Here is a 17908-nt window from a genome sequence, read left to right as displayed (position 1 = left end):
TTACAGAATGATAAAAGCACTACAAGATGGATTTTCCATCTTGTAGTGCTTGTGGAAACCTGTAGATAAAGAGAGTAGGGTTAGGACGATTGATTTCCAACTTACACACTTTATTTTACATTGCCATACATATTGTATTTTTAATTTACTAACTAATTATAATCTTTCCCTGTAAGTTAGACAAGACTTCCTGCTTCTTTTCTTTTTTGACTTCTGCATAGATTTCCATAGTTGTTCTGATATCTGAGTGTCCCATAATACTCATAATAACTTTTAGATTCTGCTCCACTTCGCACAACCTTGTACAAAATGTATGTCTGAGATTATGAGCACTTATATCCGGAACAATAATAGGATCACGACCTTCCAGATCTGCCTTAATCTTTTCCTGAGCATTATGAGCTTTAACAGCTCTATGAATACCATTATTTACAGCTGTCTGAAGGTATGTCTTATTCTCTGCTGTAGAAAACACAAAACCAGAATACCCATCTATCTCCTCTTTACAGAACCCCAGACATTTCTGATACTGGTATTCCAGCAAAATAGCCTCAAATACCTCATCGAAAATGGGAATTGTACGTTCACCCGCATCAGTTTTAGGTGTTTCAATGTGCTTCTCACATCTCCCATGTTCCTCTATTGGTCTATATTCCAATGTGTGATTTACGCTGATCAGCCGCTCCTTCATGTCAACGTCTTCCCAACGCAATCCGAGGCATTCAGATATTCTCATTCCGGTTCCCACAAGAACAGCAATTATAGGGTACCATCCCTTATACTCCGGGCTATTATACAGAAACTGCATGAATGATTTTTGCTCAGGAATAGAAAGAGCAATTCTCTTTTCCGGTGATTTGAATTCCTTGCTTTTCTTAATCTCTCCCATGATATCATCTGTGGGATTTCTTATAAGAAGCTGATCTCTTATAGCCATCTTAAATGCAGGGTGAATCGCATTATTAATATTCTCAACTGTAGATATAGATAACTTCTTATCGACAAGCAATTCATGGTAGAAAATTTTAATATCAGTGTAACGGATATCAACTATTCTTTTCTTTCCAAATCCATCCCTGACATGATTTCTGTAATTATTTATATAGTTGAGTTTTGTCGAAGGCTTAAGGTTATACTTTTGTTTTATGTATCTGTCAAAAAGATCATTGAGCGTCATTCGAGATGCAGCTGAATAGTCCAGGTCAAATGTCATATCATCCCTGATCTTCTTTTCCAACTCTCTCAGCTCTACCAGCGTTCTAGCATAAACATATCGACGTTTTTTATATCCGTCCGTGTAGGTGTATACATACCTACCATCGCCTTTCTTCTGGCTCTCGCCCTTTCGAAGCACATATCCGTCTTTGTCTTTTCTTTTGTCAGATTTACTTGGTCTTGACATTCTATCACCTCTTTCCGGTGAAGAACGGTCCTGGTTTCAACCTCCTTGCTGCCATATTGGCTTAACCTGTTATCATTAGCGCACAATACAAATCATTTGACACTCATAAATGTCGTGGATTTACTTACACAATAATGATATTATCGTAAGCGGTGCAACAAGCGCGTCTAGGAACCACCCTCCTGTATTGGTAGTATTCTCTTAGAGAATACTACCAATGCTCAGGGATACTATTATGACAAGCCGCTTCCTCTGGATGAATTCGAGAAACGGCTTGAAATCGAACAGTATCCTATCAATTAACATGGCAATAATTTCCAACGCTTTTCCGCTATCCATAAACCATGGGCCGCTGGTTATCGCATCAGTGGCCGACGGGCGGCGCAAAACGCATCTAACATAAGCGATGTGCATTTTTTTGATCATACAAAAAGCAGGGTTTTGACCCTGCTTTTCAGCCTTAGCAATTATTATCTGTAACTCTTTATCTTTTTTGTAGCCGCCTGTGCTAATTTATAGCTCAGCTCTCGCGACTTTTCCACCTCTCCCGATAATTCATAAATAATAAAATCCGCCGCCTCTGCTGATGTCATTATTCCTGTATTTCTGGTTCTATCGAATGAGGTTATCAAGCTCAGCTTTATGCTACTATTGTCAATATTTGCCTCATCCAGCAACCTTAAAAGATCCGCTTTCTGAAAAGGATATAACTGAATATCATCATAATATCTGACAATAGCTTCATCCTTCGACTTTTTATCCCTGGCGTAAGAGTACATCTTTAAGAAGTTCATCCCTGCATGCACATTAATCAACGTTTTTGGGGTGTCCTTTTTATAGGGCACTTCTTTTTTTATTATAGAATCAGAAAAAGAGACACGTAGCAAGGAGGTATTGCTATGAGTAAGAAGTATTTCACATTAGTAGGTTGTAAGTATTATTTTGGAACAGATTTTCTTAAACCAGGAATGAAGATAAAGCTAGAGAAAGAGCCTGATAATGAGTATGATGCTGAGGCTATTTTAGTAAAGATGAAAGGTATAGGGGCCATAGGTCACGTGGCAAATAGTACATATACTGTAAAAGGGGACACAATGAGCGCAGGTAGACTTTATGACAAGATTGGCAAGAAGGCAAAAGCAAAGATAGTATATGTTATTCCAGGTGGCGCGGTGTGTAAGATTGTTGAAAAAAGAGTGCAAGAATTATTAAATCAAATTCATCTGATGCTGAAATGGGGTTATCAGAGGAAGAATTAGTTAATTTGAAAGATGGAACGATGACTTCTATAAATAGCTGATGAACGTGGAGGAATCTATGGAGCATTATAAATCAAATCTGCGAGAGATTCGTGAGCGGATAGGTATTTCTCAGGATCAATTAGCATCTGCTACAGGCATTAGTCGTAGAACTATTATCTCAATGGAATCTGATGAAGGTGCAGATCCAAGATTAAGTACAGTCAAACGCTTGATGACTTATTTGGATGTTGGACTGGAGGACCTGTATAATCAAGAAATTTAAGTCCGTTAAAATGTACTTGAGCAGTATGTTGCACTTGTAATACACACCTGTCCTAGCCTATAATTTAACCATAAAAACAAACAGTTGTTCTTGTTTTCTGAGGGAGTAAATAAAAGGGTAAATGTACATGCGGAAGGTGATTCCCTTTTCCTTTTAGCAGTACGAAATTGTCATTTCAGTTCAAAGGAGGGTGTTATGAAACATGCAGGAAATTAAGATTCATTGCAAGAAATGCAAGAAATCTATGGGTTTGACATACAATGCAGTAGGTAAGCCATTAGCCCCGGTTCTACCAAATATCACATTGAAATGTCATACCTGCAAAAAGGTATCAACTTTGAAGAAGTACACAGAACAGATGCTTCTTGAGAGAATGGATAATGAATATAGGGTTTTTATTTAACCCACGCGACAATAAATTAAAATTGAATGAAGGCCCCATGATATAAGGAGACGATAATCGTAATCCTAGGGACACATGGGAAAGATAACCAGCTATCGCTGGAGCTTTTCCTATGTGCCTTCAATTGAATATAGAGACAAGAAAAGAATCCTCTTTTCCTGGTTATTAGCCGGGAAGAGAGGATTTTTTGAATACACAGACATTTGGAGAAAGAATTAAAGCCTTAAGAAAGCAAAACAATATGACACAGGAGCAGTTAGCATTGGAGCAAGTTAAACTATTAGGATTATTCTGTTTAAACCAACTAAATCAATAAACAGTAGATAGATTTTTTGTTATAATAGGCTAAGAAATATAGCGTATAGATGAATACACAGGAGACTATTTATGACAAAAGAATTGATGCATGAGTTATTGTCTAAAGACGAGAAGATAACAGTAGAATATAAAGCATGTCAAAATGGAATACAGGAAGACGTGTACGAAACAGTTTGCTCGTTTTCTAATAGATATGGTGGCTATATTATTATGGGAGTGAAGGACGGAGGAAAGCCTATTGGACTTAATCCTAGTATGATTAAGGATATGAAGAAAAACTTCGTTAATCAACTAAATAATCCAGCTAAAATGTCACCAACATTATATTTGTCTATTGAAGAATATGAATATGAGGAGAAGCTTTTACTATGGGTATATGTTCCTCCAACATCCACAGTGGAAAAATGTTCAAATAGAATTTACGACCGTAATGAAGATGGTGATATGGATATAACGGATTCACCACTTCAGTTACAAAATTTATATACGAGAAAAAGTAATACATATGTGGAGAGGAAGATATTCCCATATGTCACTAAGGATGATTTGCGTATGGAATTATTTGATAAGGTTAGAAATCTTATAAAAAGCAAAAATCCGAATCATGAATGGCTCAAACTTTCTGATGATGAGATATTTAGAAGTGCAGGGTTGTGGGAAAAAGATTTTTCATCAGGTGTTCAGGGATTTAATTTGGCAGGTGTCCTATTATTTGGTAAAGATGATGTTATAAAATCATGTTGTCCAGGGTATATTACAGATGCGATATATAGAGTTAATAATGTTGATCGTTATGATGATAGATTAAAGGTAACTACAAATTTAATAGATGCATATGATCAACTTACTGATTTTGTAGCAAAGCATACAGATGATAGATTTTATTTAATTGATAATGTTAATACAAGTGTACGAGATTTAATTTCAAGAGAAGTAATAGGAAATATATTAGTTCATAGAGATTATTCAAGTGCATTTCCTGCAAAATTAATTATCGAGAAGGATTGGCTTAAAACAGAAAATTGGTGTATACCAAGGAAACATGGGAATATAATGCAGGATGAGTTTCAGCCATATCCTAAGAATCCAATTATTCAGAGTTTCTTTGCTAATATAGGACGTACTGATACACTTGGCTCGGGTGTGAGAAACTTATATAAATATACGCCTATCTATTCTGATGGTGGTAAACCAGAATTGTTTGAAGATGATGTTTTTAAAATAGTTATTCCGCTTAACGAGACAGCAGCAAAAGAAGCAGAAGAGAAGAAAACTTTATCTGAAAGACAGCAAAAAATTTATAATATGATATGCGACAATAAATATCTTACAGTCGAACAGGTTATGTCAGAGTTTGACATTTCTAGAGCAACAGTCTTTAGAGAGTATGCAAAAATCAAAGTTGTGACTGGGGCATTTTATGATAAAGCAGATGGGATTTGGAAATTAAAGTAAACATAGTCTCATGCTAGTCTCATGCAGTCTCATTTAAATAATGAGACTAAAGTTGTTAAAATCACGCAGTTTTATCACAAAAAGTAGGATTTATATATAATCAGTCTCACGCTAGTCTCATGTAGTCTCATTTACATATTGAGACTACGTGAGACTGAAGTATATAGCATTACCAATTTTGGTAGTGCTTTTTTATTTGTGAAGGTTGTCATAGCGACAACCTTTTGTTGTCGGTTCATACATCGAACCATGAAGTATTACCGGGTATTATAAAGAAGTCAAGAGGACAAACCGGTTTGCCAAAGACATACATCAGATTCAATAGGAGGAATAAGAGTATGGCTGAGGCTAATGTATTAGAAAAATATGCAGGTTTAACACCTGAGAAGAGAGTGGATTATATCTGTAAGAACTATTCAAGATTTACAGGAATCATTGAGAGCTATACACAAGGATTAGTGTACATGATTGAGGAAGAGCAGGACTTCAATCGCAGAGAAGACAGAGGAGATTTAGGAGTACGTGTTCAAGGTGGAGGCTTCCATAGTGACCGTACAGCAAACCAGGCTATTAGAAATGTATCATTAAGAGATGCAATTATAGCTTGTGATTTCTCAGATGGAGTGCTGGATGATACAGATCATGATGAGGAATTCATGAGAGATGCAGCAGTGCTTCGACAGATGCGAAGAGACTTTGAATTGTTTAACAGCCAGATGCAGCAGCTGAAGGAGAATGACATGTTGTTGATTCAAAGCTTCTTATTAAAGGAAAAGGATTTAACAGCGATAGCAGACGAGCGAGGCATTCAGTACGAGTCAGCATATCAGAGGGTTAGAAGAATTAAGAAAGAAATAAAGGCAAATGTAATAGCGTTTACAAGCGTGAGATATTCAAAGGTGCAGGGGGTATAGCAAATGGATCAGGAAATCAAAAACAAGAAGTTTGTAAGATATAAAGAAGGTGCAGAAATGTACTCCATGTGTCAAAAGAAGTTTGAAAGAATGGCCCATGATGCAGGCGCAGTGTATAAGCTGGACAAGCTTTGTTTGGTAAACACAGAGGTGTTCGACCAGTATTTGGAATCATTTAGATTGTAGAAAGAAACTCTTGCGTTATTGTATTACAAAAACTATAATATTTGTTGTAGGAGGAATATTGATGAGCGAGGAAAAGAACAAGGGTGGAAGGCCTAAGGCTGATGATCCTAAGAACAGAATAGTGACGCTTCGTTTAACAGCGGAACAGTATTCTCGCTTAGAAGCATATTCCAAACAGAAATCATTAACAAAGACACAGGTTATTTTGGAGGGACTTGAAAAGGTTTATTCAGAATAGCTAAGGCAGGAGCTTCTTTCTTATTAGTAAGAAGGAGGCAGTTATGGCAAAGGCCAGAAAGGATAATAAAGGAAGAGTACTTAGAACAGGTGAACAATATAGACCAAAGGAAGGTCGCTATCTGTACACTTACCTAGACTCACGTAAAAAGCGCAGGACTATCTATTCAGTAGACTTGATGAAGCTGCGCGAACGAGAAGACGAAATCAAACGAGACCAGCTAGATGGGATTGATAATTATATAAGAGGACATGTTACAGTAAACCAGGCATTCGACAGATACATGGCAGTAAAGACCAATCTGAGAATGACAACTAAGACAAACTACGAGCTTATGTATAATGCTCATGTTAGAAAAGGCTTTGGTGAAAGGCTGATTGGAGATATCAAGTTCTCTGATGTTAAGAAGTTCTATCAGCAGCTAGTCGAGGACGACAAGATAAAGCCTAATACAGTAGGAACCATACATTGCTGTTTGCATCCTACATTTCAGATGGCAGTTAGGGATGAAATAATAAGAAGTAATCCATGTAATGATGCTTATCATGAGATGTCAGCTGAGCTTGGTAAGAATAAGGGTGTTAGAAATGCTCTTACTATCAACCAGCAGAAGGCTTTTATGGATTTCATTGATGGTCATCCAGTATTTGATCATTGGAGTCCAGCTTTTACAGTATTATTAGGTACTGGTTGTCGTTGTGGTGAGTTTATAGGGCTTCGTTGGGAAGATATCGATATGGAAAATCGAATGATTAGCATTAATCACGCATTGGTTAGAGCTAAGAAAAGTCGATTTAATAAGAAGGAAAGAATGACGGTATCACTTCCAAAGACTGAGGCAGGTATTAGAACAATTCCGATGCTGGATCAGGTATACGAAGCATTTGATAGAGTGTACAAGGAACAGTGTGAGACAGGCTTCAATGAAACAGAGATAGATGGAATGAGCGGTTTCATTTTTAAGAATGAACAGGGAAATGTTCTATCAGAGCAGAATATCAATGCAGCTATCAGACGTATCACAGAGGCTTACAATATGAAGGAAGAGGTACGAGCAGCCAGAGAGCGAAGAGAGCCAGAGTTGTTACCACACTTCTCATGTCACTATTTGAGACACACCTTCTGTACTCGATTTTGTGAGAACGAAACTAATTTAAAAGTGATTCAGAGTGTAATGGGCCATAAGAACATCAAAACCACTATGGAAGTATACGCTGAATGCACTGATGAAAAGAAGAAGGAAGCGATGCAGAATCTATCTGCGAAATGGAAGGATTTTTAGAAGGAGCTCTTTCTTCGGACATATATATAATGAAAGTACATATCTATAGACCTATTTTTTATGGTTTATAAAGACTAATAGTACTTAATAATGCTTTTATCTATTTACGAGTCGGGGGCATAGTTACCAATAGTGACTGAGAATGCGTCCTTATTATTGGACAGTAAGTCGCGTTGCACTTATGCCATACGTACAGGATTAGAAGCGTAGCTACGAGAAGTAGCAGCATATAAAAAGAGGAGTCAAATCTGATGGAAATTTATTTCCAAGAGGGTTTGGCTCCTCTTTTTATGTGGGGTACGGCGACAGCAGTATCCTCTGAGAAATTCGAAGCATTTCTCAGAGTGACTGCTATATTTTAGTATGCTAAAATTATAGAAAGATAGTTTTGGCACACGTGTGTGCCAAAATAGAAAACGTATAACATAAGAACCTAAAACTGACATAATTTTATTGTATTATTAAGCTGTTACTATATATTGTCTGTAAATTATGAGGGAATCTTATGGTCATAAAAAATATAGTTAAACGTTCTGATATGATTAGTTGCGTATTATGTTATGACGGACCATGCAATATGGCCTGCGTATTTATGCAGCCAGGCGAGATATTAAGACATGTTTGGTTTGGTAATGAGGACATCGCTGCTCTTGAAATTCCATTAGAGAATCCCTGTGCTAATTGTGCTGCACCATGCGAAAAAGCATGTGTAAAAAGCGGTGATGTAAAAATAAAAGATTTGATGACAAGACTGCATGAGACAGTTCGACCTGAAGTAGAGATTGAGATACCAGCAGATGAGAACAGATTAAAGTGTGAATTATGTGGAATTCCACTGGATAATCCTTTTATGCTCTCTTCATCGGTAGTGGCATCAACTTATGATATGTGTGCCAGAGCCTTTGAAGCGGGGTGGGCCGGAATATGCTTTAAGACCATTTGTTCCTTTGAGATACATGAGGCTTCGCCTCGTTTTTCAGCAATAACAGGAGACAATGGAAGTATAATCGGTTTTAAAAATATCGAGCAGCTTTCTGACCATAGCGTAGCTGAAAACATGGAGATTTTTAGGAGATTAAAGAAGAATTATCCTACAAAGTTCATTTTGGCTTCTATCATGGGACAGGATGAAGCAGAGTGGGGGGAGTTGGCGCGATTGTGCCAGGAAAATGGAGCGGATGCCATCGAACTTAATTTTTCCTGCCCGAATATGCAGGAGGATGGACTAGGCTCGGATATAGGGCAGATTCCAGAGCTTGTGGAACAATACACCAGGGCTGCAAAAAGCAGTTGTTCAATTCCAGTTCTTGCAAAATTAACTCCTAATGTTGCCACAATGAGTCCAGCGGCTGAGGCTGCTCTTAGAGGGGGCGCAGACGGAATCGCTGCTATAAATACAATCAAAAGTATTACTGGTGTTAATCCTATTACATTTGTTCCTGAACCAGCAGTGCATGGGCAGTCTGCATTGGGTGGATATAGCGGAAATGCGGTAAAACCAATTGCTCTGAGATTTATATCAGAAATAGCTCAGAATCCAAAACTCAAGAGCATACATATCAGTGGAATGGGTGGTGTTGAAACCTGGAAAGATGCTCTTGAATTTATTACCCTAGGAGCAGGGTCAATTCAGATAACTACTGCAGTAATGCAGTATGGATATAGAATAATTGATGATTTGAAGGCTGGATTGAATTACTATCTTACTCAGATGGGATACAATTCAATAAAAGATATAATTGGAGCGGGAATTGATTTAGTCAGCGATAGCACCGACGTTTTGGAACGAGATACGATTCTGTTTCCTAAGTTCATTTCGGATAAGTGCATTGGCTGTGGACGCTGTATGATTTCCTGCAATGATGGTGGCCATCAGGCTATCAAATTTGAAAATCGTATACCAAAGCTAGATGGCAGCAAGTGTGTTGGTTGTCATCTTTGTCTATTAGTGTGTCCACAAAATGCGATTACTCCTGCTAAGAAAAGAATTAAAAGAACGAAGTCTCTATGAAGTTGACAGCAGCTCTTCTAATCCATTAACAGCAATATCGTGGTTTTTATTTTCAACCCAAACCGCATTCATTCCAAATTCTCTGGCTCCGATGACGTTTCTTTCACTGTCATCAAGAAATACACATTCTGAGGGATTAAGATTGTACTTATCAACAATGGTCTGGTAGATAGCGTGGTCTGGCTTGATAAGTTTCACTTCGTATGAGAAGACACCACCATCAAGAAGAGGCAGGAAATCAAGCTGCTTTACTGCAAGCTCTCTTAAGTGTGATGACCAGTTGGAAAGGAAAAGGACTTGATAGCCTCTATTTTTAAGTTCATTTATCCAATCTTTTGCAAAATCATACTGCCAAAGGGCATTTCCAGCAGTATGCCAAAAATGAAGAATTTCTTCTTTAATCTCGGGAGCATCTTTGGTAAAGAGCTGTTCAAGTTCTTCGTTCGTAAGAACACCTCTATCTACTTCATCCCATTTATGATTGCCAAATACATTAGCTTTAATTTTTTCTACAAGAACTTCATCATAATCAAATTCCTTCATCAGATATTTAGTCCAGTCGTATCCGATTAGAACGCCACCAATGTCAAAAATTATTGTTTTAATCATAATGTACCTCTCAAGAATTAGTTTATTCAGTGAAATTATAGGTATTATTTCTTTGAATTACAATTACGGAATAGCTATAATTTAAGGAACAGATTTGGAGATAAAGTATAGACAGAGAAAATAAGGAGGCACCAGGTGAAGCTTATCAAAAGATTTATCCCATATTACAAACCATATATAGGTGTATTCGTTTTAGATTTGATATGTGCTACAGTACTTTCAATCATTGATCTTACATTTCCGCAGTTTCTAAGGATATTAAGAGCTACTCTTTTTCTTGAGGCTCCAGAGGTAATCCTCAGTAAGCTTGGAATGATTGCGTTTCTGTTGCTTGCTATGTATATCGTTAGAAGCGCATGTAGATATTATGTCAGTTATCAAGGGCATATGATGGGAGCCCAAATGGAATCTGGGATGAGACGTGAGCTTTTTGAACGATATGAGGCATTCTCTTTTTCATATTATGACAATCACAACACTGGAGAGATGATGAGTAAGCTGGTATCTGATTTATTTGATATTTCGGAGCTTGCACATCATGGCCCAGAGAATATTTTTATTTCAGTAATTAAGATAATTGGTTCATTAATTCTTTTGATGAGAATTAATGTGCCAATGACTAGCTGTCTGATGGTAGTGGTATTCTTTATGGCGATATTTGCAATTAAGCAGAATAGGAAGATGCGTGCTACATTTGCAGATAATCGCAAGAAGATTGCTGGAATTAATTCATCACTTCAGGATACTCTTGGTGGAATCAGAGTAGTAAAGTCCTTCACGGGTGAAGATATTGAGACAGAAAAGTTTGATAAAAGCAATATATCATTCCTATCTTCTAAGAAACAGAATTACATCCTTATGGGAACCTTTAATGCGGGAAACAGCCTCTTTGAAGGACTTATGTTTATAACGGTATTAGTGGCAGGAGGATGCTTCATTGCTAAAGGACAGCTGACGGGCGAGGATTTGGCCATTTATGCCCTTTATATTAATATTTTTATTAATCCAGTAAATGTACTTGTGGAATTTACAGAACAGCTCCAAAAGGGGTTGGCTGGATTTGAACGTTTTATAGAGGTCATGGATACAATGCCTGAAATAGTAGATAGACCAGATGCTAAAGAGCTTAAAGATGTTACTGGTGTGATTGATTTTAAGAATGTGTCATTCTCTTACGAGGAAGAGGAGACAGTTCTGGAAAATATCGATCTCCATGTTGATGCAGGAAAATCAGTGGCCATTGTAGGACCTTCTGGAGGAGGAAAGACTACACTTTGTGCTTTGATACCAAGATTTTATGATGTGACTGGAGGACAGGTGTGCATAGATGGAGTAGATGTAAAGACGGTTACACAGAAATCCCTTCGTTCCTACATTGGCATCGTACAGCAGGATGTTTATCTGTTTAACGGAACTATAAAGGAGAACATAGCTTATGGAAAGCCAGATGCCACAATGGATGAAATAGTAGAGGCTGCAAAGAACGCGGACCTTCTTGATTTCATAGAAAGCCTTCCAAATGGTTTTGACACAGAGGTAGGTGAGCGAGGAACAAGGCTTTCTGGAGGACAAAAGCAACGTATATCTATTTCACGTGTATTCCTAAAGAATCCGCCGATTCTTATTTTGGATGAGGCCACTAGCGCCCTTGACAACGAAAGTGAGCGATACATACAGGAAAGCCTTGATAAGCTTGCAGTGGGAAGGACAACTATAACTATTGCTCATCGCTTATCAACAATCCTTGGTGCAGATGAAATAATTGTATTAGATGGTGACGGAATAAAAGAACGTGGAACACACAAGCAGCTGATAAAAGAAGGCGGCTTATATGAAAAATATTACAGAATGCAGTTAGGGGCTATTTAATGAAGTATAAAGAAATTGTTGAAGCAAAATTCTTATCTAGGCCAAATCGATTTATTGCACAGGTTGAAATAGAAGGCAAGGAAATCACAGTTCATGTGAAAAATACAGGCAGATGTAAGGAACTATTAATTCCTGGAAGGACAGTATATTTAGAAAAGGCAAATAACCCTGAACGCAAAACACTTTATGATTTGGTGGCAGTAGATACCCCAATTGGGATAATAAATATCGATTCACAGGCCCCAAATGCGGTAGTAAAAGAATGGCTGATGAAGCAGGATTATGATTTGGTTATTCCTGAATACAAGCATGGAAATTCAAGAATTGATTTTTATATGGAAAAGGGCGAAGACAAGTATTTGCTTGAAGTGAAAGGCTGCACGTTGATAAAAGACGGAATTGGTTATTTTCCAGATGCTCCGACAGAACGTGGAGTAAAACATTTACGAGAGTTGGCTGGGGCAACTAAAAAGGGATATAAAGCCATGGTTGCTTTTGTGATTCAAGTGAATAGCATAACGGAGGTGAGACCTAATATTGAAACACATCCAGAGTTTGGAGTTGCATTAAAAGAGGCTATAGATATTGGAGTAGAGGTATTGAACCTCCCTTGCCATGTGACAGAAAATGAAATAGTGATATTAGAAAAGCTGCCTTAAATAGGCAGCTTTTTGAATAGGATAGGATATAAAATTGTGGAGATAATAACTCCAAACATAGCCTGAATTATATTTGGAATGATACTCGCAGCAGAAGCTATTGTTGAAGCTTCAAGACTTGTATCATTCAAAACTGATAGCATAAAAATTTCAAAAAGAAAATACCCAGCAACCATAATGAACTCCCCTGCGATACCGCCTAAAATAAGCTGCGGTGCATTAGTATTAGTACCAATAAGTCGAAGTAGAAAATGAAAGACATAGTAACCAACTAAAGCTGTGAGGGATTTAATAATAAAGGTGGCAGGAACATAAATGAAATAGCCTCCAATCAAATCTGAAAGGGCTGAGCCGATACCAGCTGCAAGAGTTCCCCAAACTGGACCAAGCAATAAACTGCTAAGTAGAACAAATCCGTCTCCTGGATGAATGTAGCCATTAGTAGGTGTAGGAATTTTGATAATCATCGTAGAGACACAGGTAAGTGAGGCAAAAAGCGCTGCAAAAATCATTTTTCTAGTCTTATCAGTGTTTGTAATAGATAATGTTGTGTCGCTCATGATGAATCCTCCTATGTCGTAAAATGAAAAAGTACTTTTCCTGCTCTTATGTTGGAGCTATAATACCATCAAACTGTTATCGAAGAAATGCTCAAATACAATTATTTTTTAGGGGACAGATATGAAGATATATGAAAAAGTATATGAATATTACATAAATCAAATACGTAATGGAGGGCTAGAGATAGGGCAGAAAATGCCATCTATAAGAGAGTGCGAAAAATCACTTGATGTAAGTAAGACTTCAGTTGAAACAGCATATCAACAGCTCGCAGCAGATGGATATATATATTCTGTAGAGAAAGTCGGTTTTTTTGTTTCGGAGATGGCTAAACGCAACCATCTGGAGGATAAAGCAGCCACAAACTCAAAAATAAGCGAAGACAGAATAATAAAATATGATTTTGCTACTATTGGAGAGGATAAACTGGTGTCATGCCTTGATTTGTGGAGACGGTATATGAAATCTGCTCTGAGACAGGAAGACAGGCTTCTTTCATATGCCGACAATCAAGGAGAGGAGGATTTGAGGGAGGAGATTGTAAAATATGTGCGTCGCACTAGAAATATAATCTGCACAAAAGAGGATGTTGTTATTGGAGCTGGCTTCCAAAATCTTTTGCAAATACTAATTGCTTTGGTACCAGGTGAGCGCACTATTTCTTTTCCTACAAAGGATTTTATCGAGGGTGCCACAACCTTTAAAAATGCAGGATTCGAGGTGGCATACAGAAATAAAGAGTCTCATGTAATTTATGTTGCTCCATCTTATATGACAAAATGGGGAGAGGTTATGACCATGAAGCGTAGGAGAGAGCTTATTAATCATGCAATTAAAAATAATCATTTGATAATAGAGGATGATTATCAAAACGATTTTGTATTTTCAACGAAAGCCACACCAAGCTTATATGCTCTTACCGGAGGTGAGAATACTGCTTTTTTGGGATCATTTTCAAGAGTATTATTACCTAGTGTGCGAATTAGTTACCTCATTTTGCCTAAGGGGGTAAGAGAAAAATATCAAGGGATAAAACCATATTATAATCAGACGGCATCTAAGGCAGAACAGATTGCTTTAAGTCAATTTTTGCGAGATGGTCATCTGAGAAGGCATTTGAAAAAGATAAAAAGGCTGTACGGAGAAAAAAGGCAAAGATTGCAGCAATGTGTTGAAAAGAAATTTGGAGATAACACAGAGATTCTATTCGGGGATAGCGGAATGGAGATGGGAATACTTATCCGCGAACCTAATGTGAAGGAGAGATTAGAGAAATCGTCAGTGAAGGTAACAATCTTGCAAAAAGAAAAAGATGATGTGCTAATATTGTTGTCTTGTAGTAAAATTTCAGAAGAGAATATAGAAAAAGGTATCGAGGAATTACAAAAATCAATTTCTAAAGAGTAATTAAGAGAGGTAGATTATGAAGATAGTATTTTTAGACAGAAAAACAATAGGAGAAGATATTGACTTATCGGCTTTTGAAAACTTTGGAGAAGTGGTTATCTATGATTATTCATCTTCTGAGGAGGTACCTGAGCGAGTAAAAGATGCAGATATTATTGTACTAAATAAGGTGCTTGTAAATGAGGCTACAGTGGGACAGGCCAAGAATCTTAAGCTTGTATGTGTTACAGCAACTGGTACTAACAATCTGGATAAGGAATTTCTTGCAAGCAGAGGAATAGAATGGCGCAATGTGGCTGGATATTCTACTGAGGCAGTGACACAGCACACATTTTCATTAGCTTTTTATTTGCTGGAGCATCTTAATTACTATGACAACTATGTTAAGAGTGAGAAATATGTAGGTGACAAGATGTTTACCCATTTTGAAAAGCATTTCCACGAGCTTAGTGGAAAAAATTGGGGAATCATCGGTCTTGGGGCTATAGGAAAGAGAGTTGCACAGGTGGCAACCTGCTTTGGTGCAAATGTTTCTTACTACTCGACTAGTGGTAGAAATCATAACAATGAGTTCAAGGAAGTGGATTTTGATACACTTTTGAAGGAATCTGATATTATTTCAATTCATGCACCATTGGATGAGAATACTATGCATCTTATGGATGCAGCAGCTTTCTCAAAAATGAAAAAGTCAGCCATTCTAATAAATGTTGGCAGAGGTCCAATTATTGTGGAAAAAGATCTTGCAGAGGCTTTAGAAAGTGGACAAATTGCTGCAGCAGGCTTGGATGTACTTGATGTTGAGCCTATGTCACCAGATAATCCTTTGGTAAGAATCAAAGATAGCGATAAATTTATTATTACACCTCACATTGCATGGGCTGCAGTTGAAGCCAGACAGCGTTTGATGAAGATTATTGAGGGACAGGTTGAAGAGTTCCTTAAATAAAGAGATAAAGACATCATTTCTTCAAACTAATTTGTTAGACTAGTACTACTGGGAGAACTCTAGAGGTATTATTCTATGGGTTGGAATTTTGAAGATGAGAGTAAACCATATAGTTCCGACGATGCTTACGAAGATTTGGAAGCTATAAAGGCAATGCTTCATGAGGCTAAGAAAAAGATAAATCGAAGTAAGCTTGAAGATAGTGGTATAGACATAAGTTTAAATATAGAATTAGACGATGATAATAATCATTAAAGGGCAACTGTTCACAACGTTACAACAGTTGCCTTTTTTTACACTTTTTTCACAGTTTGTACGTAGTTATAGGCTATAATCCAAATAGTCGGTTTTCTAGCCTTGTAGAGTAATACTGTTCAATCGGCCAAGGGAGAGAGTAAACGGAGGTCGAATATGGAGAGCAAGGAAAATGTACGGACAATGGATAAACTAGCCAAAATGGTAAAGCTTTCGTCATTGAGAACAGCTATTTTGGGTTTATTAATTGCGTCGTTAGTATGTGTAGGCGTGGCAGCCACAATTGTTGGTACTACAAATATGCGTCGAGGCATGGAATACGAAGTTGAAACTGGCGTAATGGCCACTTGTGCATCATATGCCCAGGTATTAGGCTATATGGCAGAGACCGTAACTGCAGAGGATGCAGTAAGCATTACTCTTGAGCAGGAAATGCATGAAGAAACGGGTTATGATTATACTTTCTTTAGAGGGGACACTCGTGAGCGCTCAAGTATCGAAGGCGCAGTAGGTACAAAAGCTGGCGACGCTATAATCGAAGAAGTATTAAATAAAGGAAACCGATATTCTGCAGAAAACGTAATGATTAATGAGCAGCCATATTATGTAGCGTATATTCCTTTAAAGGATAATGATGGTGCTATTTATGGAATGGCATTTGTTGGTTTAAGAAAAATTGAAGTTACAGAGTACATAAGTAAGAAAGTAGCTTGGACTGTTACTATTTCATTTGGAATTATTATCGTATTTGCAATAATTGCAGTGCTTTACATTATACAAATCATTAAGGCTATTGATGAAAACGTTAGAGCTGTTCGTCAGATGTCAACAGGTGATTTGGAAATCAGACTTTCCGATAAGGTTAAAGATCGAAAAGATGAATTGGGTGAGATGTCTAATGCTCTTTTCGATATGGCAGCAAAGATTCGAGAAGTTATTGGAAATGCCAGGGTATCATCGAATGAGGTGGATGATTCAGCAGGATATCTTAACGAAACTGTTCAGACTATCGCCGAAACAGCAGATAATGTAACAATAGCAGTAACTCAGGTTGCAACTGGTGCTTCAAGTCAGGCAGATGCCCTTCAGGAAGCAGTTGAGAATGTCAATGATATCAATGACGCAGTTCAATTGATTACAGCTAATACTGAGGAGATGCAGGGCCTTGCAGATTCTATGCAGGAGAACTCAAAGGCCAGTCAGGATAAGCTTACTGAGCTTAGAATGTCAACACGAGAAAGTATTGCAGCAATTGATGGTATTGTTGATTTGATTGGAAATACAAATACTGCTGTTACAACTATTAGTGAAGCAGTTCAGATTATTGATGCAATTGCAGCCCAGACAAATCTTCTTTCGTTAAATGCAAGTATTGAGGCAGCAAGAGCTGGTGAAGCTGGTAAGGGCTTCGCAGTAGTAGCAGATGAAATTCGTCAGCTGGCAGATCAGTCTGCAGCAGCGGCTCAGAATATTCAGGAGGCTATGAAGGGTCTTGCATCAGATTCTAACAAGACCATGGCTGAGGCCGGTAGTGTACAGGAAGCTATCAGCAAGCAGCGAAGCACAATTCACAGAACAATCGAGCAGGTTGACTTATTGATTGACGATATTAATAAGTCAGTTGCTCTGACAAAAGAAATTGTTGAAAATGTAGACAAGACAGAAGCAGCAAGTAATTCTATCTCAGATACAATTACAAACCTGTCATCTATTTCACAGGAGAATGCAGCAAGCTCTGAGGAAACAAGGGCTTCAATGCAGGATCTTTCAGACACAATGGAGGTTCTTTCAAGCAAAGCTAATGGCTTGAATGAGATTGCTAAAGTATTGGATGAGGAGATGTCATTCTTCCGCTAGAGGGACAAG

General features: G+C 37.7%; 20 protein-coding genes. 15 read left to right on the top strand and 5 right to left on the bottom strand.

The genetic code is table 11. The annotated features are described in order from the left end of the window. Nucleotides 1–148: 148 nt before the first annotated feature. The 3 genes from FXF36_RS04260 to FXF36_RS04250 form a co-directional block, all read right to left on the bottom strand. Nucleotides 149–1402, bottom strand: a complete 1254-nt coding sequence (locus FXF36_RS04260; protein WP_151622635.1) for a site-specific integrase — start codon at nt 1400–1402, stop codon at nt 149–151. Nucleotides 1403–1603: 201 nt separating this feature from the next. Then, on the bottom strand, nt 1604–1828 hold the full coding sequence (locus tag FXF36_RS04255) for a hypothetical protein (protein ID WP_151622634.1): 225 nt from the start codon (nt 1826–1828) through the stop codon (nt 1604–1606). Nucleotides 1829–1872: 44 nt separating this feature from the next. Beyond that, nucleotides 1873–2247: a hypothetical protein gene (locus FXF36_RS04250; protein WP_151622633.1), complete on the bottom strand. Its 375-nt coding sequence runs from the start codon at nt 2245–2247 to the stop codon at nt 1873–1875. Between the two features lie 54 nt (nt 2248–2301). On the opposite strand from FXF36_RS04250, the gene FXF36_RS04245 reads away from it, so the two are divergent. The 9 genes from FXF36_RS04245 to preA all read left to right on the top strand — a co-directional run bounded on the left by FXF36_RS04245 (nt 2302) and on the right by preA (nt 9733). Next, on the top strand, nt 2302–2661 hold the full coding sequence (locus tag FXF36_RS04245) for an HIRAN domain-containing protein (protein WP_151622632.1): 360 nt from the start codon (nt 2302–2304) through the stop codon (nt 2659–2661). A 40-nt stretch (nt 2662–2701) separates the two neighbouring features. Continuing rightward, complete coding sequence (relB, locus tag FXF36_RS04240; protein WP_151622631.1) at nt 2702–2926, top strand: type II toxin-antitoxin system RelB family anti-toxin; 225 nt, start codon at nt 2702–2704, stop codon at nt 2924–2926. 202 nt (nt 2927–3128) lie between these two features. Further along, complete coding sequence (locus FXF36_RS04235; RefSeq protein WP_151622630.1) at nt 3129–3329, top strand: hypothetical protein; 201 nt, start codon at nt 3129–3131, stop codon at nt 3327–3329. Nucleotides 3330–3716: 387 nt separating this feature from the next. Continuing rightward, nucleotides 3717–5102 carry a DUF8451 domain-containing protein gene (locus FXF36_RS04230; RefSeq protein ID WP_151622629.1) on the top strand — a complete coding sequence of 462 codons (1386 nt, stop codon included), beginning with the start codon at nt 3717–3719 and terminating at the stop codon, nt 5100–5102. A gap of 338 nt (nt 5103–5440) precedes the next feature. Next, a complete protein-coding gene (locus FXF36_RS04225; RefSeq protein ID WP_151622628.1) occupies nt 5441–6016 on the top strand; it encodes a sigma-70 RNA polymerase sigma factor region 4 domain-containing protein in 576 nt (191 codons plus the stop codon). A gap of 3 nt (nt 6017–6019) precedes the next feature. Continuing rightward, a complete protein-coding gene (locus FXF36_RS04220) occupies nt 6020–6202 on the top strand; it encodes a DUF6462 family protein (protein ID WP_151622627.1) in 183 nt (60 codons plus the stop codon). Nucleotides 6203–6263: 61 nt separating this feature from the next. Further along, nucleotides 6264–6440 (top strand): hypothetical protein, encoded by a 177-nt coding sequence (locus FXF36_RS16220; RefSeq protein WP_167511284.1) that lies wholly within the window; start codon nt 6264–6266, stop codon nt 6438–6440. Between the two features lie 43 nt (nt 6441–6483). Further along, on the top strand, nt 6484–7722 hold the full coding sequence (locus tag FXF36_RS04215; protein ID WP_151622626.1) for a site-specific integrase: 1239 nt from the start codon (nt 6484–6486) through the stop codon (nt 7720–7722). 505 nt (nt 7723–8227) lie between these two features. Then, nucleotides 8228–9733, top strand: coding sequence for an NAD-dependent dihydropyrimidine dehydrogenase subunit PreA (gene preA, locus FXF36_RS04210; RefSeq protein WP_151622625.1), 1506 nt, complete (start codon nt 8228–8230; stop codon nt 9731–9733). On the opposite strand, the gene FXF36_RS04205 is transcribed toward preA, so the two are convergent. Beyond that, nucleotides 9728–10342, bottom strand: a complete 615-nt coding sequence (locus FXF36_RS04205; protein WP_151622624.1) for an HAD family hydrolase — start codon at nt 10340–10342, stop codon at nt 9728–9730. The genes preA and FXF36_RS04205 overlap by 6 nt on opposite strands. 135 nt (nt 10343–10477) lie before the next feature. Between FXF36_RS04205 and FXF36_RS04200 the strand changes: the two genes are divergently transcribed. Beyond that, complete coding sequence (locus FXF36_RS04200) at nt 10478–12211, top strand: ABC transporter ATP-binding protein (protein ID WP_151622623.1); 1734 nt, start codon at nt 10478–10480, stop codon at nt 12209–12211. Then, nucleotides 12211–12870 carry a DNA/RNA nuclease SfsA gene (sfsA, locus tag FXF36_RS04195; protein WP_151622622.1) on the top strand — a complete coding sequence of 220 codons (660 nt, stop codon included), beginning with the start codon at nt 12211–12213 and terminating at the stop codon, nt 12868–12870. Before FXF36_RS04200 ends, sfsA begins: the two co-directional genes overlap by 1 nt. Here sfsA and FXF36_RS04190 read toward each other — a convergent pair. Then, on the bottom strand, nt 12867–13430 hold the full coding sequence (locus FXF36_RS04190; RefSeq protein WP_151622621.1) for an ECF transporter S component: 564 nt from the start codon (nt 13428–13430) through the stop codon (nt 12867–12869). The genes sfsA and FXF36_RS04190 overlap by 4 nt on opposite strands. Before the next feature lie 121 nt (nt 13431–13551). Here FXF36_RS04190 and FXF36_RS04185 point away from each other — a divergent pair, with 121 nt between their 5' ends. From FXF36_RS04185 to FXF36_RS04170, 4 genes are all read left to right on the top strand, one after another. Beyond that, nucleotides 13552–14838 carry an aminotransferase-like domain-containing protein gene (locus FXF36_RS04185; RefSeq protein WP_151622620.1) on the top strand — a complete coding sequence of 429 codons (1287 nt, stop codon included), beginning with the start codon at nt 13552–13554 and terminating at the stop codon, nt 14836–14838. Between the two features lie 16 nt (nt 14839–14854). Beyond that, a complete protein-coding gene (locus FXF36_RS04180) occupies nt 14855–15787 on the top strand; it encodes a D-2-hydroxyacid dehydrogenase (protein WP_151622619.1) in 933 nt (310 codons plus the stop codon). 75 nt (nt 15788–15862) lie between these two features. Then, nucleotides 15863–16042 (top strand): hypothetical protein, encoded by a 180-nt coding sequence (locus tag FXF36_RS04175; RefSeq protein WP_151622618.1) that lies wholly within the window; start codon nt 15863–15865, stop codon nt 16040–16042. A gap of 156 nt (nt 16043–16198) precedes the next feature. Then, on the top strand, nt 16199–17899 hold the full coding sequence (locus tag FXF36_RS04170) for a methyl-accepting chemotaxis protein (RefSeq protein ID WP_151622617.1): 1701 nt from the start codon (nt 16199–16201) through the stop codon (nt 17897–17899). Nucleotides 17900–17908: the final 9 nt, after the last annotated feature.

The sequence above is a fragment of the Pseudobutyrivibrio xylanivorans genome, from assembly GCF_008935055.1.
In the GTDB taxonomy this organism is placed as follows: Bacteria; Bacillota; Clostridia; order Lachnospirales; family Lachnospiraceae; genus Pseudobutyrivibrio; species Pseudobutyrivibrio xylanivorans_A.
Note: the sequence above shows the minus strand (reverse complement) of the source record. Positions and strands in the feature narration are given on the sequence as shown.